The organism is Mesorhizobium sp. LMG 17147, assembly GCF_024297145.1.
Classification (GTDB): domain Bacteria; phylum Pseudomonadota; class Alphaproteobacteria; order Rhizobiales; family Rhizobiaceae; genus Mesorhizobium.
In genome coordinates this window covers 101399-126139 of the sequence record NZ_JANCTC010000004.1, presented here as the reverse complement: position 1 = coordinate 126139, position 24741 = coordinate 101399, and the positions used below count along the sequence as shown (strand labels likewise).

Genomic DNA, 24741 nt, shown 5'->3' with positions numbered 1-24741 from the left:
GCTCTAGGGGTGGATCAGGCGCCGGCGCACCGCCTCGACGACCGCCTGCGTGGTCGTGGCGACGCCAAAAGCCTCGCGAGCGCGCGTTGAGTGCCATTTGACCGTACGCTCGGTCAGGCCGAGGATTTGGGATGTCTCCGACGAGGTCTTGCCGGCCGCGGCCCACAAGAGCACTTCTTTTTCGCGGTCGGTCAGCACGCCCTCATCGTCATCATCGTCATCCGCCAAGGCCTGGATCGACATGCCGGCGTAGACCGCCATGGTCACCAGTTGCACTTGATGGCGCGGCGACAGGGTGCAGGACTTCGCCGACGAGGCAAACGACAGCACGGATTGCCAATGGTGAATGCTGAGCATCGGCACGGCGAAGCCGCTCCAGATGCCGAACTCCGTCGCCTCGCCGGCAACGCGTCGAGAACCTTCCGTATCTGACCACTTTGCCGGAACTTCGGACCAAAGGAACGGCTTCAGGGTCTTTGCCGAGTAGATGCAAACACCATCGACGGCGGCGTGCTCGGCCTCGACATAGCGTTCGAACCAGCCGGCCGGCCAGCCATTCAGTTCAACCATCGGCGCAAGTTTCTGACCGCTGAGGGGCACACCGCTCAGGATAAGATGTTCGAAGCCGAGATTCCTCACGGTATCAAGAAGGTCGCTCAGCAGCGGCCCGGTTGCTGTATGGTTCCTGCAGCGTTCGACAAAGTCGAACACGTCTGAATCGATCATGACAGAGACCCCCGTCTCCACGCCCGAACACAAAGTTTAACTCAAATTAGCGACTTCGAATACTCCCAATAAGTGTTTCCGCCACGCAGGACGCGCGGACCATAATCAGCTAAATCAGCCCGATTGTGATCAGCAACACAGGACCCCAAGCATGACGCCAGCATTGCCGAAACGAAACGAGCCGTTCCGGGCCGGCGAAACCGCGCTGCTCTTGGTCGACGTGCAACGGGTCTGGCTGGAGCCGGGTGCTGATCCGGCGCATCCGGAGCTTCTGCTGGGCAACCGCTGGGCCGACAAGCATCAGCGTTAGACCAGGAGTGGAAATGCACGAAAAGCGTGCGCAGCCGCCCATTGCCACCGAAGATTGACGCTTGACCAGTGCCATCTTCTCCCGCAAATTCAGTCTCGCGGGGTTGAAATGCCTATCCGTCCGAGGGTGCTCGTGTTCCCTATCCTCTGGCAGTCGCAAGCGGATGTTGCAAGAAGACTCCTCGAGAGTTCCAGGTTCTACGGAAATCAAGCCTCAAGGAGACTTCCTTGGCCACTTTCGTCACTCAATCCACTTTCCAACGAGCTGGCAGCCAAATGGTGTGGTTTTGGAAGCTCGGAACAGGCGATGCCTACTGGGGGTACTCGGTACGTGCGGCGGTCGTCCTTCGCACGGCCACTTTGCGCTGGGAAAGCCTGTATACCTACATCGACGAGACAGGCCAGACCGAGGTAATACAGACGAACGTATCAGACGATATGCAAATAAGATTCGCGGCGATAAGTTCTCCCTGAGGAGCCAAGACATGCCAATAGCGCTTCACGCGGTATACGATTCTCGAGGCGTCATCATTGCCGCCTCACGAGTCGATCCCGACGATGACAAGTCGGCCCCGGCGCCAATCCCACAGCCGGGCGAGGGCAATTACTACGCGCTAATCCCGCTTGACGAAGCCCACGTCAAAATGCCGCTGGATCAGCTGTGCACAACGACTCGGGTCGACTTGCGACAGAAGCGGCTGATTGCCGAGGACCTTCACTCTCAAGCGTAAGTGTTCCTCGCCACCCTGCCTTAACCCACCCACATCTCGTAATCGGATACCAAGAGGTGCAGCGGTGCTGTGTCCTCGTCGATGTCCGCGAAGCGGCCGATCGGTTCGCGAAAAACGTTGTCGGTGAGATCGTCATTGACGGTCGAGACCTCGCCGATCAGCACGTCCTTGCCCTCGGCCCAGAAGGCGTGCCAGACGCCCGGCAGCAGCGTCACGCTCTGGCCTGGGTCGAGCTTCAGCAATCCACCCGCAGGCAGTCTGTGGATGGTTCCGTCGACAGGCACCGATACTTCGGCCTTCGGATCGATGCCGCCATCGCGGTCATGCATGAACAGCTCCAGCACCAGCTTGCCCCCGCCACGGTTGATGATGTCCTCGGCCTTGATGTTGTGGCGGTGCATCGGCGACAGCTGATCCTTGCGCGAGATCATGATCTTTTCGGCATAGAGCATGCCCATGCCCTTCTTCATGTCCTCGTAGCGGCCGTTGCGAACAGTGAACAGGAACAGGCCGAGCTCGTCGAACTTGCCCTGGCCGTAATCGGTGATGTCCCAGCCGAGCCGCGACGAGAAGATGGCCGCCGAATCCTGCCGGTGCGCCTTCATCTCTTCCGGGGTCCAGTAGGCGAAGGGCGGCATGATGTAGCCGAACGAACGGATGAAGGCGTCGGCGTCGCGGATGATGTCGTTGATGGCGGAGCGTTTCATGATCATGATCCCTTCTTCAGGCGGTGCCTACAGCGCATAACCGAACACCGATCCGGTGTCGACGTAAACCGCATTCTGGCCTCATGACATCGGCGACGATCAGGGCCATAAGTCCCGACAGATTCCCAAAGGTGACATTCCATGCGCAGCATAGACGACCTCGATACGCCGGCGATCCTGATCGACGCCCGCGCGCAGAAGCCAACATCGCCCGGGCGCAGGCCCATGCCGACCGGCACGGGCTGAAGCTCCGGCCGCACATCAAGACCCACAAGCTGCCCTACTGGGCGAAAAAGCAGGTCGCGGCCGGGGCCATCGGCATCACCTGCCAGAAGATCGGCGAGGCCGAAATCATGGCCGATGCCGGACTGACCGACATCTTTCTGCCCTACAATATCCTCGGGCGGGCCAAGCTGGAACGCCTCAAGGCGCTGCACGGCCGCATAACCCTGTCGGTGACAACGGACAGTATGGACACGCTGATGGGACTTGCCGCCACCTTTAACGATCCCGGCCACCGCCTGCCGGTGCTGGTCGAATGCGACACCGGCATGGGCCGCTGCGGTGTGCAGTCGGCCGGCGAGGCAGTCGCGCTGGCGAGCGAGATCGACAAGGTCCGGGGGCTCGTGTTTGGCGGCCTGATGACCTACCCGGGGGCGGGCCGCGCCGCCGAAACCGAGGCGTGGCTCGCCGATGCGCAGCAAGCACTTGCCACATCCGGCCTTGCTTGCGAGCGCATCTCCAGCGGCGGCACACCCGATATGTGGCGTTCCGGCGAGCATAGCGTCGTTACCGAATACCGGCCCGGCACCTACATCTATCTCGACCGCTACCAGGTCGCCAAAGGCGTCGGCAGCCTCGACGATTGCGCGCTGACCGTGCTGTCGACGGTGGTCAGCCACCCAACGCCGACACGCGCCATCCTCGACGCCGGCAGCAAGGCGCTCTCCAGCGATACGCTGGGGCTCGCCGATTTCGGCGAGCTGCTGGGCATTTCAGGCGCAAGGGTGACCAGCCTCAGCGAAGAACACGGCAACGTCACGCTGTCAGGCGGCGCCGAGCTTCGCATCGGCCAGCGCGTGCGCGTCGTACCCGACCATTGCTGCGTCGTCACCAACCTGTTCGACGAGGTGCATCTGATCGAAGGCGACAAGGTGATTGAGACGCTGCCGGTGGCAGCACGCGGGCGTATGGCTTGATCCTATCGGTTGGCTACCGTTCAGCCTGCCTCGCGGCAACCCGGCGCATCGAAATGACGCGGCGGCGTCGGATCTCGGTGCGCATCGCCGTCAGGTGCAGCGCGAAGAAAAGCACGGTGAAGCCGAGTGCCATCACCAGCAAGGGCCACAACAGGCTTGGATCAATCGTCGGCCCACCAAGACGGAACACCGACGCCGGCTGATGCAGCGTGTTCCACCAATCGACCGAGAATTTGATGATCGGGATGTTGATGAAGCCTACCAGCGTTATGATGGCCGCGGCCCAGGCGGCACGCCCGGCATCGTCTAGCGCGCGGGTCAGGGCGATAATGCCGAGATACATCAGGAACAGGATGAAAACCGAGGTCAGCCGGGCGTCCCACACCCACCAGGTGCCCCACATCGGCTTGCCCCAGATCGAACCGGTGATCAGCGCAAGGGCGGTGAAGACGGCGCCGATGGGTGCCGCCGATTTCAGCGCCACGTCGGCCAGCGGATGGCGCCAGACCAGCGTGCCCAGTGCCGAGACCGCCATCAGCGTGTAGCACATCATGGCAAGCCAGGCGAAAGGCACGTGGATATACATGATGCGAACGGTGATGCCCTGCTGGAAGTCCTCAGGCGCCGTGAAGCTCATATAGAGACCGACAGCGAGGACGACGGCGGCGACGCTCGCCAGCCACGGCACGACCTTGTCGGCAAGCCCGACGAACCGCGTCGGGTTGGCAATATCCATCCAGCCGGAGGGGCGTGAGGTCGTGTCGCTCATGCGGCCTTACATAGACCGCCGGCGGAGTTGCGGCAACCACAGCGGCGGTTCCCCTTGCGGGAGAAGGTGGATCGGCGCGTAGCGTCGAGCCGGACGAGGGGTGCTGGGCAGAGTGAGGCGCCAATGATCGCCGTGCGCCGAAGTCTAGATTTTGGATGAAGATTTGAGCCAAGCCGGAGCACCCCTCATCCGACCTCGCTGGCGAGGCCACCTTCTCCCGCAAGGGGAGAAGGCAAGCCGCGCTGCTCAGGCGGCTTCGTTCACCGGGCGGCTGAGGCGGCGAACCTCCTCGTCGTTGAGCAGGCCGCCGGCGCGCAGCAGGCTGGCGAAGCGACCGTTGCGCAGCGACAGTTCGGTGAACCCGCCCATCTCGACCACCCGGCCCTTGTCCATGAACACGACCAGATCGGCGTCGCGAACGGTGGTCAGACGGTGGGCGATGATGAAGGTGGTGCGGCCGCGCCGCAACTCGTCGATGGCGTCCTTGACGCGGTCTTCCGTCTCGACGTCGAGCGCGCTGGTCGCCTCGTCGAGAACCAGGATGGGCGCGTCCTTCAGCACGGCGCGGGCAATCGCGATGCGCTGGCGCTCGCCACCGGACAGCTGTCCGCCGCGTTCGCCGACGACGGTGTCGTAGCCCTCGCTCTTCGACAGGATGAAATCCTGCGCGGCGGCGGCATTGGCCGCGGCATGGACCTCGTCATAGGTCGCCTCCGCACGGCCGACGCGGATGTTGTCCTCGATCGAGCGGTTGAGCAGGCCGGCATCCTGGAACACGGTGGCGATCGAATGGCGCAGCGACTTGCGGGTCACCGTGCGGGTGTCGATGCCGTCGATCAGGATACGGCCGCTGGACGGGGTAAAGACGCGCTGCAGAAGGTTGATGAGCGTCGTCTTGCCGGCGCCCGTGGGGCCGACGATGGCGACCGTCTGGCCGGCCTGGACCTCGAACGACGCGTCGTCGACGCCCTGCCCCGAGTTGCCGAACTCGAAGCAGACATTCTCGAAACGCACGTGCCCCGTGACGTTGACGAGCTCGCGCAGCCCATCGGGCTCGGCGGCGTCGGATGCAGAGTCCTCGAGATGATAGAATTCCTCGAGCTTGGCGCGCGCCTCGGAAATCTGGTTGGCGAACGCCGACATCTGGTCGAGCCGGGCAATCAGCAGTGTGGCAAAGCCGGTAAAGGCGATGACGTCGCCGATGCGCAACTGGCCGTGCGTCACCAGATAGGCGCCAATCAAGAGCACCACCATCATCGAAATCGTCGACGACAGGCGGTGCAGCGCGTTGGCCATCGCCCACCAGTCGAGCACCGGATTCTGTGCGTCGAGCAGGTTCTTGACGTAGCGCTTCAGCGCCTCGGTCTCATGGCCGATGCGGTTGTAGCTCTGCAGGACGGCGACGTTGCTGACCGAGTCCGTCACATGCGCAAACACCTTGTGGTAGTGCCGCTCTACGGCCGCCTGGCCTTCCTTGGTGCGCCGCATCACCAGCCGTCCGATGCCGACATAGAGCGCGCCAAGCGCCAGCAGCACCATCGACATGCGGATATCCATACTGAGCGCGGTGGGCACCAGCAGAACCAGCGCAACCGCGGTCGACAGATGCTGCCGCATGAATTCGAGCCAGAGGCTGAACAGGGTCTCGACCGCGCGCAGGAGCGTGTGCAGGGAATTGGAGGTGCCGCGCTGATGATGCCAGGCAAGCGGCATGGTGATCACGCGCTCGAACGACTGGCAGAGAACCTCGCTGCGCCGCTGGTGGGCAAAGCGGTCGGCGCCGCGCGCTACCAGAACGAAGGCGATGATATTGAACGCGCCGAGACCGGCCCACATTGCGAGTGTCGCGAATACCGAGCCGCGGTCCGAAATGGCATCGATCACCCGGCCGAACATAATCGGCTCGAGAATGGCGATAATGGCAAGCGCGACATTCGCCCCGCAGATAAACGCAACGCGTTTCCTGTCGGCAGCGAGATAACCAAGGGCTCGCCAGTAGATTTGCAGAAGTGACACTTCAGCTACTCCGCCAATTATTTATGGTGCAGTGCGTCATTTTTTGACTCGTATCGGTTGACGCGTCGCAAAACAATGCTCGTCTACCTCTTCCGTTCCCATTCCGCGAACAAAAGATGACGACGCTTCGAAATTTGCCGTGATCGTCTAACAGTTTGAGATAAAAGGTGAAATGTCAGCGTTGCGGCAAAATCATGGCAACTGGAAAGCACTGCCACATTTTTAATCAGCAAGACCCCAGGCACGACGTCTAAAGTCGTGTGCAGGCATTCAGCAAGGTCAAACGCAAATATAACCGGTAGAGGCACTTGGAGCGCCCGCGCGTGCCCTGGGCAACCCTGAGCGACGCTCCAAGTCCTTGAATCTAGGTCGGTATTCTAACGACCACCTCGGCATTGTCTCCGGCTTTTGGCTCGAAGGACGAAGATTTGGTCTTCGTGCCATTCACTTCAAGTGAGATGGCCCGGGCCTTTTTGTCGCGGACGACGCGTACCTTGATCTCGGCGCCCAGCATCTTCAGGGTTGCCGAATAGCCGTCCCAATGGCTGGGAAGTCGCGGCGTGAACTGGAGGCGCTGTCCGCGGCGCTCTATGCCGAGAATGCTCTCGACCGCAGCGCGATAAAGCCAGCCCGCCGACCCGGTATACCAGGTCCAGCCGCCTCGGCCGCCCTTGTCTTGCCCGGAATAAACATCGGCCGCGACGACATAAGGTTCCACGCGGTAGCGCTCTGCCGCGGCTTCATCGAGCGCATGGTTGACCGGATTTAGCATCGAAAGGCAGCGGTAGGCATCGTCGGTGCGCCCCATCTCGGCGAGCGCAATGACGAACCATGTCGCGGCGTGCGTGTATTGGCCGCCGTTTTCACGGACCCCCGGCGGATAGCTCTTGATGTAGCCCGGGTCCTTTTCCGTCTTCGAGAAGGGCGGAGTGAACAGTTTGACGATCTTGAGCTCGTCGTCGACGAGCGCTTTCATCGCCTGCCCCATTGCCGTGGTCGACCGCGCCGGGTCGCCCTCGCCCGAAAGCACGCTCCAGGACTGGGCGATCGAGTCGATCTTGCACTCGTCCGACTTGCGCGAGCCGAGCGGCGTGCCGTCGTCGAAGCTGCCGCGCCGATACCACTCGCCATCCCAGGCGGTGCTTTCCAGCGCCCGCTTCAGCACCTCGGCGTGCTTCGTCCAGGCTTGCACGCGCTTTGCATCGCGCTCCGCCTTGGCGACATCGGCAAATTCGCCCAGCGTCTTCAGCAGGAACCAGCCCAGCCATACGCTCTCGCCCTTGCCGTGCTCGCCGACGCGGTTCATGCCGTCGTTCCAGTCGCCGCCGAGGATCAGCGGCAGCCCGGCCGGGCTGCTGCGCTTGACAGCAAGATCGAGCGCCCGCGCGCAGTGGTCGTAGAGCGAGGCTGTCTTCTTCGAGATTTCCGGGATGAAGAACGCATCGTGCTCGCCTTCGCCCAGCGCCTGCCCTTCGATGAAGGGCAGTTGCTCCTTCAGGATCGCGGTGTCACCGGTCACCAGCAGGTAGCGCGCGGTAGCGTGGGCCAGCCAGACCACGTCGTCAGAGATCATGGTGCGGACGCCGGCCTCGGTGCGCGGCAGCCACCAATGCTGCACGTCGCCTTCGGGAAATTGCCGCCGCGCCGCGTTGAGGATCTGATCGCGCGCCAGCTTGGGGTCGTGCGCCAGCAAAGCCAAGGTGTCCTGCAACTGATCGCGGAAGCCGAAGGCACCGCTCGCCTGATAGAACGCAGAGCGGGCACGGATGCGGCAGGCCAGGCTCTGATAGGGCAGCCAGTGATTGACCATGGCGTCGAGGGCCTTGTCCGGCGTCTCGACCTGGATGGTGTCGAGAAAACCGCGCCATGTGCGCTCGTTGTCGGCCAGCCGCTGATCGAAATCCCTGGAGCGATGGGTCTGCACCAGCGCGCTGGCCTCGTCGGGCGAGGCCGCGTCGCCGAGCAGCCAGAGCAGCGTGACGTCGCCACCGGCAGCGATGTCGATGTCGCGTGCGATGGCCGCGCAGGGATCGTCGCCGGCCTCTACGCGGCCCGACAGGTCGGCGCCGCTCAGCACCGCATGCGGAAACTCGCTCGTGCCTTGCCTGCCGATGAACTCGCCGCGGTCGGCGGTGACCGAATGCACCGCACCGTCGGCGGCCAGAAAGGCGATTCGCTCGCCGAAATCGAGTCCATAGGGATTTTGCGCCAGCAATGCGCCGGTTGCGGCATCCCTCGACGGAACGATGCTTGCAGCGGTGCGCGAGCGATGGCCGCCAAGAACCCATTCCGCATAGGCGTAGACGCGCAGCCGCATCGGCACCGAACCCGAATTCTGGATGCGCAGCCGCGATATCTTCACCGGATCGACGGGATCGACGACATGGGTCAGGTCCATCGACAGCGGCCCACGTTGTGAGCGGAACGTCGAAAAACCCTGCCCGTGCCAGGTTTCGTAGGTCATTGTCGGATCACGAACCACGGCAGCCATCGGCGAGAACGCCCTGCCACTGGCATGATCGTAGATATAGATGCCCTCGCCCGGCCGGTTGGTGACCGGATCGTTCGACCATGGCGTCAACTGATAGTCGCGACTGTTGCGGCTCCAGGTGAAGGCAGCGCCTTCAGCCGAAATGTGGAACCCGAACGATGGGTTGGAGATGACGTTGATCCACGGCTGCGGCGTCGTGCGCCGGCCGGCAAGACGCACGACGTAGTGGCGTCCGTCGCCGTCGAAGCCGCCGAAACCGTTCCATTGGTCGAGCCCGCTGCCGTCGACGCGGCCCTCGATCAGTGCCTGTGCGGCAGATGCTTGCGACGTCGGCACCGGCAAGGACGGCTCGCGAAGCGCGGCAAGGTCTGCCGGCTGGAGGGCGGCGTCCCGCGCCTGCAGTGCCGCGGCCTCGGCACGCTCGATCTGGTCGAAGATGGTGCCGTTGCGCGTATGCAGCACCACCCGAGCGACGGCGAGCAAGGTCCTGTAGGTCGTTTCCTCCATCAGATCGCGTCGCACCGCGAAGATGTGCTGGCGGGGTCCGAGTTCCTTGCCACGCAACCGGCTGTTTTCGCACAGCGTCTCCACCGCGCGCTGCAGGTCCTGCACGTAGGATGACGCCTGCTCGTTGACGACGACAAAATCGATCATCATGCCGCGGGCGCGCATGTATTCCTGGAAGCGAAGCGCCTGGGCGACGATCTCCAGATCGGCGACATCGGCGATCCTGACCAGGAAAATCGGAAAATCGCCGGATATGCTGGTCGGCCACAGGCTGGACTGCCTGCCGAGCCCGGAGACGATGGATTCGCCGGGAAGGCGCAGGAACGGGTCGGGATAGATCAGATAGCGCGCCAGCTTCTGCACATTGGCGGCGTCCGACAGACTGAGGCCAAGGTGCCGGGTCTGCACCTGCGAGCGCGTCCAGGCGAGCATCGCCTGGCGGGCGAAGCTTTCGGGATGGTCGAGCCGGGCGATGGCGGCATCCAATTCGGCGCGATGGGTACCGACGACGGTCCAGAAGGTCAGCGAAATCTTCTTGTTGGCCGGCACGCGCACCTGCCGGCGAAGCGATGCGATCGGATCCAGGGTGAAGCCGGAATGGCCGCCAAGCTTGGCGCCGGGATCAAAGGCAGCCGCCTCGGTGATGGTGCGGCCACGGCCGATGAAGGCGCGCCTGTCGGTTTCCGCCTCGGCGTCGCGCGCCGATCCAGACGGGTCGGTGACGAAATGCACCATGGTGACGTCGGGTTCATCCTTTTCGCGCTTGCGCCTGGTGGCGAAGATCGCGCCGTTGTTCGGCGCGATCTCGGTTTCCACGAACATCTTCGAAAAAGCCGGATGGGCATTATCGGAGGGCTCGGAGCCCAGCACCAGTTCCGCAAACGAGGTTACTTCGATATGCCGGTCGGCGGGGCCATCATTGTGGAGCGTCACCCGTCGGCCCTCACCATTGCCTTCCGAGATGACGATGCACTCGACTTCCGAACGCAGCGATCCAACCGATTTGACGAAGCTCGCCTTGTCGTCGGAAAACAGCGTCTGCGCCCGCTCGCCGGCGGCACGCTTCGGCTCGGCGGTGGCCGACCACCAGTCGCCGTTACTGGCGTCGCGCAGGAAAATATAGGAACCAAGGCGGTCCTCGGTCGGATCCGGCTGCCAGCGCGTAACGGCAAGGTCGCCCCAGCGGCTGTAGCCGGAGCCGGTGGCGGTGACCATGACCGAGTAGCGGCCATTGGACATGACACTGGTCGAGCGCAGCGCCCTGAGCGGATCGAGCACGATGCGGGTGTCCGGGCTTTCCAGCTCGGTCTCGTCCTTCGAACGCTCGTCGGCCTCGGTTCTGACGGTCGCAGTCGGGATGTCGCGCGGCGCCCTTTCCTGCAGCAGCAATTCGGCCGACTCGATCACCGGATCGCTGTGGAAACGATCGCGCAGGCGCCCTTCGAAGATCGCATCGGCAACTGCGGCAATCGACATGCCGGAGTGGTGGGCCATGTAGTTGAGCACGACGGCGTGGTCGGTGCCCTCGGGGACGCGTTGCGGTGTGAAATCCACCGCGTCGTAAAAGCCGTGCCGGCCCAACGCGCCCAGCCGCCTCAGCCTGGCCAGGTTCTGCACCGATTCATGCGGCGTGAACTGCGCTGCCAGCACGGTCGCGTAAGGCGCGATTACCGTATTTTGGCCAAGGCCGCGCTTCAGGCCGAGCCCGGGCACGCCGAAATTGGTGTACTGATAGGTCAGTTCACGGTCGCGGGCGTTGTAGGCCGCTTCCGAAATCCCCCAGGGAACGTTCTTCGAACGGCCATACTGGATCTGGCGCTTGATGATGAGCTTGCTGGTCTGGTTGAGAATGCTGCCTTGCGGTTCCTTCATCACCAGGGGCGGCATCAGATATTCGAACATCGAGCCGGACCAGGACATCAGTGCGCCCTGGAAGCCGATCTCGACGATCGGCCGGCCGAGCCGGAACCAGTGCTCGGTCGGCAAATCGCCCTTGGCGATGGCGAACAGGCTGGTCAGCCGCGCCTCGGAGGCCAAAAGATCGTAGCAGCTTTCGTCGAGCTGATGCTCCTCGACCCGGTAACCGATCGACAGGAGCTTGCGTTCGGGCCGCATCAGGAACGAGAAATCCATCTCGAAGGCGAAACGGCGCGTGCGCTCGCGCAAGGTCAGAAGCTTGGCCCGCAATGCAGCGACGGCGTTTTCGTCGCTGTGCGCGTCGTGCACATGCGCCTCGCAGGTGGCTTCGAGCCTGGCCGCCCAATCGGCGATGGTGTCGCTCTGGGTCGACGCGGCCTCGGTGTGGATGGCTGTCGCGAGCTTGCGTATCTCGCCGGCCAGGACGGCCAGGTTGATGGTACGGATCGACGCCATCTCCGGCTGCGCCTTGATCAATTCGACCGCCCGCCGCATGCCGTCGAGACGGTCGGCGAGCCGCTGGCGCAAGGGCCGCAATTGACGCCGGTCGTCGGGCAGTTCCTCAAGGCTTTCGTCGAGGATGGTGACAGTATCGAGGATGCCTTCGAAGTCGCCCTGCACATGCACCGACGGCGCTTCGGCCCATTCGGCGCAGGCTGCGGCCACAGCCACCAGATGGCCGGCGAGATTGCCGCTGTCGACTGCAGAAATGTAAAGCGGATAGAGCGGCTTCAACGTCGTGGTGTCGTACCAGTTGAAGAGATGACCGCGATCGCGCGGCATGCTCTCGATGGTCGACATGGTCGCGTCGATGCGGTTGACGGCGTCGGAGAGGCTGATCCAGCCGAAGTCGCGTGCCGAAATCACCGACAGCAGGTAAACGCCGATGTTGGTCGGCGAGGTGCGGGGCGCCACCACGGGGGCCGGGCTTTCCTGGAAATTATCCGGCGGCAGATGATGATGCTCGGCCGTCACGAAGGTCTCGAAATAGTGCCATGTACGCCGCGCCACGGTGCGCAGCGCGTGGATGTCGGCGGCCGATATGCGCAGGCGGTCCTCGGTTTCGGCCGAACGGCTGATCCAGCAGGCGATGGCGGGCGAGCCGATCCAGAACAAGGCGAAGAAGAAGGCGACGAAGGCGCCGGTGGAATCGGCCAGCACCGGGACGGCGAGGCCGACGACGCCGATGATCACGGCGCCGTACATGATGCTGTAGTAGGAGCCGAGATCGTTGTCGCTGCCCTTGTGTGCCTGCGAGGCGGTGCGCCATTCGAGCAGGTTCTGGCGGCTGACGAACAGGCGGTAAAGCGTGCGGATGATCGCGTCGCCCATCATCCAGGCAAGGTGTGCCATTAGGACGATCTTCAGCGCCACCAGGGCGGTACCGAAGGCAACGTCGCGTGCCAGTGCCGAGAAATGGCCGCGCGGCGTCTGATCGCCGCTCTTCGGCAGGATGGCGTTGACGATGTCGAAAGTGGGCGCCATGAACAGCGTGAGTATCAGCAGCGCCTGCCATTGCGCGGCCTGCGTGAAGGGCAGCAGCGTCCAGCCGGCGATCGCGGCCATCACCCAGAAGATCGGCGTCACCGAGCGGCGCAGATTGTCCACCATCTTCCAGCGCGACAGCGCCGGCACGTTTGAGCGCGGGCCAAGGATGAAGCCCAGAAGCTGCCAGTCGCCGCGTGCCCAGCGATGGTGGCGCGATGCGTCGACCGAATAGCGGGTCGGATAGTCCTCGACCAGTTCGACGTCGGTGACCAAAGCCGAGCGCGCCAGTGCGCCCTCGAGCAGATCATGGCTGAGGATGGTGTTTTCCTCGATGCGGCCCTTCAGCGCCGCCTCGAAGGCGTCGACGTGGTAAAGGCCCTTGCCCGTGAAGGAACCGTCGCCGAAGATGTCCTGGTAGAGGTCCGACACCGCAAAGACGTATGGATCGAGCCCGCGATTGGCGGAAAAGACACGCTGAAAGAACGATGCCTCGTCGCCGCTGGTCAGCGACGCGGTGATGCGCGGCTGCAGGATGGAATAACCTGCAGTAACCTCGCGCCGGGCGACATCGAAATGCGGACGGTTGAGCGGGTGGCAAAGCTTGCCGGCCAGCGCGGCGACGGCGTCGCGGGTGGTGCGGGTGTCGGCGTCCAGCGTCATCACGTGGACGACGCTCTCCGGCAATGGCACTTCCAACGGCAGGAAGGTGGTGTCGCTGTCGCCGCGCAGCAGAAGGTTCAATTCGTGCAGCTTGCCGCGCTTGCGCTCCCAGCCCATCCAGACGCCTTGCGATGCGTTGTAGAGCCGGCGCCGATGCAGCAGATAAAAGCGCGGCGCGCCTTCCGAGGGATAGCGGGCGTTCAGCCTGGCGATTTCGGCGCGGGCGAATTCGAGGATTTCGACATCCGCCGTATCGATCTCGGTCTTCGAGTCCGGCCAGTCGGAAAGCAGCGCGAAATAGACCTCACCCGCCGTATTGGCGAGGTGATGCACCTCGATGTTGCGGATGTTCTCCTCGACATCGTCGCGCGAGCCGATCAGCGACGGCACCACCACCAGCGTGCGCGCCTCGGGCGGCACACCGTGCCTGAAATCATAGCCGACGAGGCGCGTCGGTTTCAAAAACAGCGAGACGACGGTGTTGAAGAATGCGAGCGCGCCTTCGCTGGCCGGCACCGCGAACAGGGCCAGCATCAGGACGATCGACGGCACCGACAGGCCGAGATTGGCAAGCGCATTGCCGGAAACGACCAGAAGCAGGACCGTCAGCGCAAACACCGGCACGACGATGCCCAGCCATCCGGTCTTGCGGAACGTCCGGTTCAGCGTCTTGCCGATGGTCGGCCGGTAGCCGATCGACCGCTCGAGCTCCTGCCGGCGCGGGCCGACCAGAAAGAAGCCGACGTCGGTGTGAGCGATCGGACCGCTTTCGGAGTCCAGTGCATCGGCAGCATGGCCGGCGAGCTCGATCGCCCTTTCGGCAACGCGAAATTCGGAGAGGTCGGAACGGCGCGCCAGCTCCTCGATCGCAGTCCGGTATTGGTCGCGCGAAAAGAAATCGAGGGCGGCGAAATCGGTGCGTTCGCGCAGCAAGGTGTCGATGCGGCTGACGCCCTCGAACCACACCGTCCAGTCGACGTCGTTGATCAGGCGCAGGCCGCGGATGATGTTGCCGGTGGTCACGTTGCCGCTGGACAGCGTGTGGTGCTCGCTCAGGATGATCTCCTCGGCGTCGGAGCCGGTCCTTTCCAGCTCGCCCTCCAGCCATTCCAGCGCCCTGCCGGCATTTTGCGAGCCGTCACGCAGCCGGTAGAGCAACTGGGTGGCGAAGGTGGTGTCCTGCGCATGGGCGCTGTAGTGGGAAAGTATCGCCTGCCGGTCGGCGCTGTCGTCCGTCGCCAGCACACGGTCGGCGACCTCGTTGGCGATCTGGCGCAGTTCCCGCGTGCGATTGACGCGGACCGCGATCCGGCGAAGGTTCTCGATCAGGACGAAGCGCAGCAGCGACGGCAGCGCCCATAATTCGCCAATCTTCAGCGGCTCGACGGACTGGAAGCCTTCGACGATCGCCTTGAACATGGCCGACGAGACGGAACTGTCGGAATGCGCGACATAGGTCCACGCGACCGCCAGTGCGCGCGGCACGCTGGATCCGTCGGACAGTTTCAGCGTCGGCAACTGGCGATAGAAGCGGCGCGGCAGGTCGCGCTTGACCTGAAAAATGGTCTCCTCGACCAGGTAGTTGTTGTCGAGCAGCCACTGCGCCGCGGGCGTGATCGTTTCGCCCCTCGCCTGGGCAGCGTTGGTGGAACGGTAGACATCGAGAATCTTCCTGGCGCTGTCGCGGATGCGCGCCTGAAAATCGAAAGGCGTCAGACCGAACAAGTCCTTGGCATCGCCATTGGCAAGGGCTGCGCCCAACGCTCGGAGCCGATCTTCCGGCAGGAAATGGGAGCGTATCGGCTCGTCGGTGACAGCCGGGAAGCTGGCGCTCGTCTTTTCGATCTGTGCGAGATTGGTCTGGATATTCATCTAAGGTTCCGTGTTGGGGACGCAGTGCGGCGTCACCGCCACGGCAATGTCCCTAAAACCGGTCCAAATGCAATTGGTTGCATCGCAACACTTGGCCGAAAGTTTGTTTCCGCACCACGACAAGATGCCGTCTCTCGACAACTTCCAGGCGAGCACTATGAGCATCGTTTCGGCTTCTGATCGGCGGAAGATTCAGGCTTTTTCGTGATGCAGCGACCAGCTTACGCGATATTTGGCCGGCGTCACGATCATGTTTGGAAACAGTCGTTAATCGTTGCCGGCAATGCGGTCGATGCGGATCACGAACAGCCTGGCTGGCCGGACGGGGTCCAGGTGCAGTTCCGGCGCTTGCGCCCCGAGCAACAGCGCATCGAGCGGCCCCAATTGCATGGGCGCCGCGCCGGCCACGCTGAGTTCGCCGTCGACGCACAGAATAAGTGTTTCATCGGTTTCGGCCTGGATCTCAGTCGGAGCCGAAATCAGCAGCCGCTCAACCGTGTGGGTCGCCCGGGCGCGGCGGGTCATGACGTTGAGGTCGATGATCGGGCCGGCGATCAGCGTAGCTTGCGTCGGCACGTCGGCCGGAAAGGTAAGCGGGTCGGAAGCCTTGGTGATTTCGACCGGCGGCCGGCCGGCGATATCGAGGACCATGCCCTCGCCTTCCAGCAAGGCCAAGGTCCGGTCGACGCCAGCGAAGCCGGAGAACGGGCCGCTGCCCTCGACGCGCGCCATCGAGACACGCCAGTCGAAATCGTCGAGCCCGGCACCTGGCGGCGACACGACAATCTCCGTCGTCACCCCGCCGCCGTTCTTCCACGGCATCGACCGGTATTCGGCTGCCCGAAGGATGCGCAAGGCGCGGCTCAGTCCAAAATGCCGGGCAGGTTGAGCTGGTTTTCCCTGGCGCACTCGATCGCGATGTCGTAGCCGGCGTCGGCGTGGCGCATGACGCCGGTTGCCGGGTCGTTCCACAGAACCCGCTCCAGGCGCTTAGCCGCCTCGGGCGTGCCGTCGGCGACGATGACCATGCCGGCATGCTGGGAAAAGCCCATGCCGACGCCGCCGCCATGGTGCAGCGACACCCATGTGGCGCCGGACGCCGTGTTGAGCAAGGCATTGAGCAACGGCCAGTCGGAGACGGCATCCGAGCCGTCCTTCATCGCCTCCGTCTCGCGGTTCGGCGAGGCAACCGAGCCGGAATCGAGGTGATCGCGGCCGATGACCACCGGTGCCTTCAGTTCGCCCTTGGCGACCATCTCGTTGAAGGCGAGGCCGAGCCGATGGCGATCGCCGAGCCCAACCCAGCAAATGCGCGCCGGCAGGCCCTGGAAGGCGATGCGCTCGCGCGCCATGTCGAGCCAATTGTGCAGATGGGTGTTGCCGGGCGTGAGTTCGCGCACTTTGGCGTCGGTCTTGTAGATATCCTCGGGGTCGCCGGAAAGCGCTGCCCAGCGGAACGGGCCGATGCCGCGGCAAAACAGCGGACGGATATAGGCCGGCACGAAACCTGGGAAGGCAAAAGCATTCTCGAAGCCCTCCTCCTTCGCCACCTGGCGGATGTTGTTGCCGTAGTCGAGCGTCGGCACGCCGGCGTTCCAGAACGCCACCATCGCCTCGACGTGCTCGCGCATCGACGCGCGGGCAGCTCTTTCCACGGCCTTCGGGTCGCTGCTGCGCTTCTCGCGCCACTCGGCCAGCGACCAGCCCTTGGGCAGATAGCCGTTGAGCGGGTCATGCGCCGAGGTCTGGTCGGTGACGATGTCGGGGCGCACGCCGCGCCGCACCAGTTCCGGCAGGATGTCGGCGGTGTTGCCGACGAGGCCGACCGATTTCGCCTCACCGGCTTTGGTCCAGCGCTCGATCTTTTCCAGAGCCTCGTCGAGCGTGTCGGCGCGTTCGTCGACGTAGCGGGTGCGCAGCCGGAAATCGATGCGGTCGGGATCGCATTCGACGGCCAGGCAGCAGGCGCCGGCCATGACCGCGGCCAGCGGCTGGGCACCGCCCATGCCGCCAAGGCCGCCGGTCAGTATCCACTTGCCCCTGAGATTGCCGCCATAGTGCTGGCGGCCGGCCTCGACGAAGGTCTCATAGGTGCCCTGCACGATGCCTTGCGTGCCTATGTAGATCCACGAGCCGGCCGTCATCTGGCCGTACATCATCAGGCCCTTTCTATCGAGCTCGTTGAATTTCTCCCATGTCGCCCAGTGCGGCACCAGGTTGGAATTGGCGATCAGCACGCGCGGGGCGTCAGGATGAGTGCGGAACACGCCGACCGGCTTGCCCGATTGCACCAACAGCGTCTCGTCGTCGCCGAGCGTCTTCAGCGAGGCAACGATGCGGTCGAAATCGTTCCAGGTGCGCGCCGCCCGGCCGATGCCGCCATAAACGACCAGTTCATTGGGGTTCTCGGCAACATCGGGATCGAGATTGTTCATCAGCATGCGCAACGGCGCTTCCGTCAGCCAGGTGCGGGCGTTGAGCTCGCTGCCGCGCGGGCTGCGCACTTCACGGATGTTGTGGCGAGGATCGGTCATGATTGTCCCTTTCGAATGAAGCGCGCCGCGCGTCAGCGCTCGGCCCAGGCGATCGCGGTTTCCAGGATCTTTCTCAGCGTGACGCGGATTGGCGCCGCGAATTCGGCATCGTAAGGCACCGGCCAATTGCCGGGCATGCCCTTGCCTTCGGGCTCGCGCAGGTAGCCGCGGTTGGACAGCTCCATCTGCAGCGCGTGGACGTCGTTTTGCGGCTGGCCGAAATGGCGCGTGATCCAGCCGCCCTTGAAGCGGCCGTTGACGACGAAGCTCTCGCCGGTTTCGCCCAGAATCTGCCTGACTTTCTCCTGCAGCGTCGGATCGGCGCTCTTGCCGTCGTTGGTGCCGAGATTGAAGACCGGTAATTTGCCTTCGAATAGGCGCGGCAGCACCGAACGGATCGAATGGCAGTCATAGACGACGATCTTCCCATGCAAAGCGTGCAGCCTGTCGATCTCGGCATGCAGCGCGGCATGATAAGGCACGAAGAACTTCTCGCGGCGCTCGTCGATCTCCGACGGTCCCGGCTCTTCACCTTTGCGGTAGAGTGGATCGCCGTCAAATGTCTCGGTCGGACAGAGCCCAGTCGTCGTCTGGCCGGGATAGAGCGAGGCGCCGGACGGATCGCGGTTGACGTCGATGACGGTGCGCGAAATCGCCGTATGCACAACGGTCGCGCCGAGGTCTTCTGCGAAGTCATAAAGCTTGTCGATCCACCAGTCGGCGTCACGGCGGCCGAGCCAGGGCGAGATTAGCCGGCTGTCGAGGCCGGCGAGATCGATGCCGGTATGCGGGATCGAAACCAGCAAGGGTGCCGTGCCTTGGGTGACGGTGAGCCAGGAGGGCGAGGTCATCGGAAGTCTCCCCGTGACAGAACGCAACTCTGCGACCGTCTTTGAACACCGATCTCGCTTTTTGCTGGTTGCGACGTATTTTGTTCTTGCTTTGTGCCGGCAGCTATGCTAATAATTTGCTTATGGTGCTGATTCAGCCCGACGACCCGCCCTCGAGGCGGGTTTTTTGTTTCTGGCCGGACGCTGGCGGGCCAGCGCCGCCCTCTGTCCTGCCGGACATCTCCCCCTCCAGGCGGGAGATTGGCTATCATCTCTACTTTCGCCAATCTCGTAGGATGCAGAAAGGGCGCAGTCCGCGAAGCTGCCAATCTCCCCCCTGGAGGGGGAGATGTCCGGCAGGACAGAGGGGGGCGCGACGGAACACGACCCATCGCGGCGTAACGCAGCGATAACAGCGTCATGACGCAATCCCCGGCAGCTTCACCGCGCTTGCCGCTTCCACCACCGCACCGCTGCGTACCATGGCGATGGCCTTCTCCATGTCCGGGTGGAAGTGCCGGTCGTTGTCGAGATGCGGCACCTCTGCCCTGACCAGCCGGCGCACCGCCTCCAGTGCCGCGCTCGAGGCCAGAGGCGCATGGAAATCGCAGCCTTGCGCCGCGGCCAGCAATTCGATGCCGATGACGGCCGTCGCATTCTCGACCATGCCGATGAGCCGGCGCGCCCCATGCGCCGCCATCGAGACATGGTCTTCCTGGTTGGCCGAGGTCGGGATCGAATCGACGCTGGCCGGATAGGCTTTTTGCTTGTTTTCAGAAACCAGTGCCGCGGCCGTGACCTGAGGGATCATGAAACCGGAATTCAAACCCGGCTTGGGCGTGAGAAAAGCCGGCATGCCCGACAGCGCCGGGTCGACCAGCATGGCGATGCGCCGCTCCGACAGCGAGCCGATTTCGCAGACGGCGAGCGCGATCATGTCGGCGGCGAAGGCCACGGGCTCGGCGTGGAAATTGCCACCCGAAAGTGCGGAGTCGTCCTCGGCAAAGATCAGCGGATTGTCGGTGACGCCGTTGGCCTCGGTGGCGAGCGTGTCCGCGGCCTTGCGGAGCACGTCGAGTGCTGCGCCCATCACCTGCGGCTGGCAGCGCAGGCAATACGGATCCTGCACGCGCTCGTCGCCGACGCGGTGCGATTCACGGATGGCGCTGCCGGCCATCAAATTGCGCAACGCCTCGGCCGTCTCGATCTGGCCGCGATGTTTCCGGAGCAGATGGATGCGTGGATCGAACGGAGCGTCGGAGCCTTTGGCGGCATCGGTCGACAGCGCGCCGGCGACCAGTGCCGACTGGTAGAGCACCTCCGCTTCGAACAAAGCGGCAAGCGCATACGCGGTCGAGAACTGCGTGCCGTTGAGCAGCGCCAGGCCTTCCTTGGCGCCCAGTATCACCGGCTCCAGGCCGTGCGAAACGAAGGCGACCTTGGCGGGAAAGCGGCCATGCGGGGTAAAGCACTCGCCGACGCCGATCATCACCGCGGTCATGTGCGACAGCGGCGCAAGGTCGCCGGAAGCGCCAACCGAGCCTTGCGCCGGCACCACGGGAATAACGTCGTTGGCCAGCATCGCCTCAAGCAGTTCGATGGTCCGCGGGCGCACGCCGGAGGCGCCCTGTGCCAGGCTGGCCAGCTTCAGCGCCATCATCAGCCGGCAAATTGCGACGGGCATCGGCTCGCCGACGCCGGCGGCATGCGACAATACGATGTTTCGCTGCAGCGTTTCTAGGTCGGCGGCGGGGATGCGAACACTGGCCAGCTTGCCGAAGCCGGTGTTGATGCCATAGACCGGCTCGCCTTTGGCAACAATCCTGGCGACAGCCTCGGCGCTGGCCTTGATCTTCGGCCGGCAGGCATCGTCGAGCCTCAGTGCGGCGCCGCGATAGATGGCGCGCCAATCGGCCAGCGTGGCATTGCCTGGCCTTAGCTTGAGTTCGGTCATTGTCCCCTCCAGATACGGGCATGCAGCGGGTTGAAGCCCATGCGGTAGACGAGTTCGGCCGGGCGTTCGACGTCCCAGATCGCCAGATCGGCGGATTTTCCGGCCTCCAGCGTACCGGTCTGTCCAAGCAGCCCGAGCGCGCGGGCAGCCTCGCGCGTGACGCCGGCAAGGCATTCATCGACCGTCAGGCCGAACAACGTCGCCGCCATGTTCATGGTCAGCAGCAGCGAGGTCAGCGGCGACGTGCCGGGATTGTTATCGGTGGCAACGGCCATCCCGACGCCATGCTGGCGAAACAGGGCGATCGGCGGCTTCTTGGTCTCGCGGATGAAGTAGTAGGCGCCGGGCAGGATGGTCGCCACGGTTCCTGCTTTCGCCATCGCCACCGCACCGGCCTCGTCGGTATATTCGAGGTGGTCGGCCGACAGCGCACCATAGCGCGCCGCAAGTTCCGCGCCGTGCAGATTGGACAGCTGGTCCGCATGGAGCTTGACCGGCAGGCCCGCCGCCTTCGCGGCATCGAACACGCGGGCGATCTGCTCCGGCCAAAATGCAATGCCTTCGCAAAAACCGTCGACGGCATCGGCAAGGCCCTCGGCAGCGATGGCCGGCAAAATCTCGTTCGCGACAAGATCGATAAAGGCATCCTTGTCACCTTTTGCTTCGGGCGGCAGCGCATGGGCGCCGAGGAAAGTGGTCCTGACGGTCACCGGCCGCTCACCGCCCAGCCGTCGCGCGGCGCGCAGCGACTTCCTCTCGTTTTCGAGGTCGAGACCGTAGCCGGATTTGATCTCGACAGTGGTGACACCCTCGGCGATCAGCGCATCGAGGCGCGGCAGCGACTGGGCGACCAGCTCGTCCTCGCTGGTCGCGCGCAGTGCCTTGACCGAGGAAACGATGCCGCCGCCGGCCTTGGCAACCTCTTCATAGGTCGCGCCGGCCAGCCGCATCTCGAATTCATTGGCACGGTTGCCTGCGTGGACCAGATGAGTGTGGCAGTCGATCAGGCCAGGCGTGATCCAGCGGCCTTCGCAGTCGATCGCCTCGGCGTTTTCGCGGAGCGCTGCCGGCATGTCGGCTTCCGGCCCGGCATAGACAATCCGGCCATTGCGCACGGCGATTGCACCGTGCTCGACGACGCCTGACCCGGCGCTGCTATCGGCCATGGTCGCGAGGCGCGCATTGCGCCAGAGGCGAACCTCCCCTGCCCGGCTTTTGCTCTCTGCAGCCATCATCTTTTCCGTTTCAATCGGTGACGATTATGTATATACATATCAAAAGGCACTGCAAGCACTATCATCGCATGGCAGACCGGGATTTGGAGAAAAACGTGACGGCAATCTTCGCGGAACAGGCACTTCTGCCCGACGGCTGGCACAGCAATGTGCGGATCGTCATCTCCGACGGCAGGATCGCCGCGGTCGAGGCGAATACCTCGCTCCTGCCTGGCGACGAGCGCCAGGCCATCCTTCTGTCCGGCATGCCGAACCTGCACAGCCACGCCTTCCAGCGCGGCATGGCCGGGCTTGCTGAATTGCGCGGGCCTTCCGCCGACAGTTTCTGGAGCTGGCGCGAGGTGATGTACCGTTTCGCGCTGTCGATGACGCCGGACCAGGTTGAGGCGGTCGCGGCCCAGCTCTATGTCGAGATGCTGGAGGCCGGGTTCTCGCGCGTCGGCGAGTTTCACTATTTACACCACGACCGCGACGGCCGGCCCTATGCCAACATCGCCGAGATGGCGGAGCGCATCATTGCCGCAGCGTCCGAGACGGGCATCGGGCTGACGCTGTTGCCGGTGTTCTACGCGCATTCCTCTTTCGGCGGCGCTGCGCCAAATGAAGGCCAGCGGCGGTTCATCAACAATGTGAACCAGTTCTCGCGGCTTGTTGAGAAATGCCGCGAATCCGTTCGCAGCTTGAATCAAGGCGTTGTCGGCGTCGCACCGCACAGCCTGCGTGCCGTGACACCGGAGGAACTGGAAAACATCACGGTGATGGCGCCGGAGGGGCCCATCCACATCCACCTCGCCGAGCAGATGAAGGAGGTCGAGGACTGCCTTGCCTGGTCCGGGGCGCGGCCGGTCGAGTGGCTGCTTGCCAATGCCAAGGTCGACCGGCGCTGGTGTCTCATCCACGCCACCCACATGACCGACACAGAGACGGTGCAAATGGCGAAAAGCGGCGCCGTTGCCGGCCTTTGTCCGATCACCGAGGCCAATCTCGGCGACGGCACCTTTGCCGCGTCCTTGTTCATGCAGCATGGCGGCCGCTTTGGCATCGGCTCGGATTCAAACGTCCTGATCGGCCTGCCTGACGAGTTGCGGCAGCTCGAATATTCGCAGCGCCTCGCCCACCGCGCCCGCAACGTGCTGGCCGTCGCCGGCGGCTCGACCGGCCGTGCTTTGTTCGACGAAGCGCTCGATGGTGGCAGTGCCGCGCTGGGCGCCGGCCCCTCGCAGATCGCAGCAGGTGCCCCGGCCGATTTCGTCTCGCTCGACGGCAAGCATCCATCGCTGGCCGGCAAGACGGGCGATGCAATCCTTGACGCCTGGATTTTTGCCAACGGCACCAAGATCGATTGCGTCTGGGTGCATGGCAGGAAACTGGTCAGCGGCGGTATGCATGCCAAGCGCGATGCTATCGCTGAGCGGTTCCGCAAGGTGATGACGGCGCTTTCGGCATGAGCATGATCGCGACAACAAGCGCGGATTCTGGAAGCGCGGACGGCGGCGAGGTTCTTTCGCTGCACCAGCGCATCCTGTCGGACATCAGCGAACGGATCCTGTCGGGTGCCTGGGCGCCCGGCCACCGCATTCCGTTCGAGCATGAACTGACGGCCGAATACAATTGTTCGCGCATGACAGTGAACAAGGCGCTGTCGCAACTGGCCAAGGCCGGGCTGATCGAGCGCCGGCGTCGTTCGGGCAGCTTTGTCCGCCGGCCGCAATCGCAGGCGGCCGTTCTCGAAATCCACGACATCCGGATCGAGGTCGAGGCACTTGGCCTACCCTACCGCTATGAGCGCATGGCGCGAAGCAGAAGGCGCAGCAGCGCCGACGACCGCGCCCTGTTGGAACTCGACGTCGCCGGGCCGGTGCTGGCACTGGAATGCCTGCATTTCGCCGGCAAGCGGCCGTTTGCCCACGAGCAGCGGCTGATCAACCTGGCTGCCGTGCCGGAAGCCGCCGAAGAGGCGTTTTTCGAGACCGCGCCCGGTCCGTGGCTGATCGGGCGCGTGCCGTGGAGTGCCGCCGAGCATCGCATCCGCGCGGTTGCCGCCGAAAAGCACATCGCGGCGGCGCTCGACATCGAGACCGGCGCGCCGTGCCTGGTGATCGAGCGGCGGACATGGAGCGCCGAGCACCCCGTCACCCATGTCCGGTTCACCTATGCGGCAGAGAACCACACGCTGGTGGCGCGGTTCACGCCGTCGCAGGGGTGAGCTCCTAACCCTCCCCCTTGAGGGGAGGGTCGCGGAGCAAATTGCCGCGCGGCGGCATTTTGTGACGCGGGGTGGGGTCGGAGCAACCTCGCCGACCCCACCCCGTCTCGCAGTCTCCGCTTCGCTTCGACTACTCGCCGACCCTCCCCTCGAGGGGGAGGGTTAGAGCCGCATTCTCAAATCGCCGCGGTAACAATGATCTCGACCAGATATTCCGGTCCGGCAAGTTTCGCTTCGCCGGTGGCGCGGGCCGGCGTGTTGCCCTGCGGCACCCATTTGTCCCATTCCGCGTTCATCTCGGCAAAGGTGCTCATGTCGGCCAGCCAGATGATCGCCTGCAGGATCTTGGTTTTGTCGGTGCCGGCCTTGGCCAGCAATTCGTCGATCGCCGCCAGAATGTCCCTGGTCTGGGCACCGACGTTTCCGCCCGGCTTGCCGACCTGACCGGCCAGATAGACGGTGTTGCCGTGGATGACGATCTGGCTCATGCGCGGGCCTATATCGATGCGACGAATGCTCATTGGATATTCCTTCTCCTCTTGTCAGCTGCGCCTGTTTAGGGGCCGGGTTCGCCGGGAGCAAGGCCGCTC

Annotated in this window: 14 protein-coding genes and 1 pseudogene; 4 read left to right on the top strand and 11 right to left on the bottom strand. The window is 63.9% G+C overall.

Annotation, left to right across the window (positions count from 1 at the left end):
* Positions 1–3: 3 nt before the first annotated feature.
* A complete protein-coding gene (locus NMG46_RS10020) occupies positions 4–726 on the bottom strand; it encodes a LuxR family transcriptional regulator (RefSeq protein ID WP_254817506.1) in 723 nt (240 codons plus the stop codon).
* A gap of 151 nt (positions 727–877) precedes the next feature.
* Between NMG46_RS10020 and NMG46_RS10015 the strand changes: the two genes are divergently transcribed.
* Complete coding sequence (locus NMG46_RS10015; protein ID WP_254817505.1) at positions 878–1036, top strand: hypothetical protein; 159 nt, start codon at positions 878–880, stop codon at positions 1034–1036.
* A gap of 750 nt (positions 1037–1786) precedes the next feature.
* On the opposite strand, the gene NMG46_RS10010 is transcribed toward NMG46_RS10015, so the two are convergent.
* A complete protein-coding gene (locus NMG46_RS10010) occupies positions 1787–2473 on the bottom strand; it encodes a D-lyxose/D-mannose family sugar isomerase (RefSeq protein WP_254817504.1) in 687 nt (228 codons plus the stop codon).
* Between the two features lie 141 nt (positions 2474–2614).
* Between NMG46_RS10010 and NMG46_RS10005 the strand changes: the two are divergent.
* Positions 2615–3672 (top strand): annotated as a pseudogene (locus tag NMG46_RS10005) (D-TA family PLP-dependent enzyme).
* A gap of 13 nt (positions 3673–3685) precedes the next feature.
* On the opposite strand, the gene NMG46_RS10000 reads toward NMG46_RS10005, so the two are convergent.
* From NMG46_RS10000 to hutI, 8 genes are all read right to left on the bottom strand, one after another.
* A complete protein-coding gene (locus NMG46_RS10000) occupies positions 3686–4441 on the bottom strand; it encodes a heme ABC transporter permease (RefSeq protein ID WP_254817503.1) in 756 nt (251 codons plus the stop codon).
* Positions 4442–4687: 246 nt separating this feature from the next.
* The gene (locus NMG46_RS09995; protein ID WP_254817502.1) at positions 4688–6457 is read right to left on the bottom strand and encodes a glucan ABC transporter ATP-binding protein/ permease; all 1770 of its coding nucleotides are present in this window, start codon (positions 6455–6457) and stop codon (positions 4688–4690) included.
* A 364-nt stretch (positions 6458–6821) separates the two neighbouring features.
* Positions 6822–15392: a glucoamylase family protein gene (locus tag NMG46_RS09990; RefSeq protein ID WP_254817501.1), complete on the bottom strand. Its 8571-nt coding sequence runs from the start codon at positions 15390–15392 to the stop codon at positions 6822–6824.
* A gap of 267 nt (positions 15393–15659) precedes the next feature.
* Positions 15660–16247 carry a HutD family protein gene (locus tag NMG46_RS09985; RefSeq protein WP_254817500.1) on the bottom strand — a complete coding sequence of 196 codons (588 nt, stop codon included), beginning with the start codon at positions 16245–16247 and terminating at the stop codon, positions 15660–15662.
* Between the two features lie 8 nt (positions 16248–16255).
* Positions 16256–17926 (bottom strand): urocanate hydratase, encoded by a 1671-nt coding sequence (gene hutU / locus NMG46_RS09980; protein WP_254817499.1) that lies wholly within the window; start codon positions 17924–17926, stop codon positions 16256–16258.
* A gap of 32 nt (positions 17927–17958) precedes the next feature.
* A complete protein-coding gene (gene hutG / locus NMG46_RS09975) occupies positions 17959–18777 on the bottom strand; it encodes an N-formylglutamate deformylase (RefSeq protein ID WP_254817498.1) in 819 nt (272 codons plus the stop codon).
* Positions 18778–19174: 397 nt separating this feature from the next.
* Entirely contained in the window at positions 19175–20710 is a 1536-nt protein-coding gene (gene hutH / locus NMG46_RS09970) for a histidine ammonia-lyase (RefSeq protein ID WP_254817497.1), read from the bottom strand.
* Positions 20707–21942, bottom strand: coding sequence for an imidazolonepropionase (gene hutI, locus NMG46_RS09965; RefSeq protein ID WP_254817496.1), 1236 nt, complete (start codon positions 21940–21942; stop codon positions 20707–20709). Before hutI ends, hutH begins: the two co-directional genes overlap by 4 nt.
* A 98-nt stretch (positions 21943–22040) precedes the next feature.
* Between hutI and NMG46_RS09960 the strand changes: the two genes are divergently transcribed.
* Positions 22041–23393, top strand: coding sequence for a formimidoylglutamate deiminase (locus NMG46_RS09960; protein WP_254817495.1), 1353 nt, complete (start codon positions 22041–22043; stop codon positions 23391–23393).
* The gene (hutC, locus tag NMG46_RS09955) at positions 23390–24151 is read left to right on the top strand and encodes a histidine utilization repressor (protein WP_254817494.1); all 762 of its coding nucleotides are present in this window, start codon (positions 23390–23392) and stop codon (positions 24149–24151) included. Before NMG46_RS09960 ends, hutC begins: the two co-directional genes overlap by 4 nt.
* A gap of 176 nt (positions 24152–24327) precedes the next feature.
* Here the strand turns inward: hutC and NMG46_RS09950 are convergent, their stop codons facing one another.
* The gene (locus NMG46_RS09950) at positions 24328–24672 is read right to left on the bottom strand and encodes a RidA family protein (RefSeq protein ID WP_254817493.1); all 345 of its coding nucleotides are present in this window, start codon (positions 24670–24672) and stop codon (positions 24328–24330) included.
* Between the last annotated feature and the right edge of the window lie 69 nt (positions 24673–24741).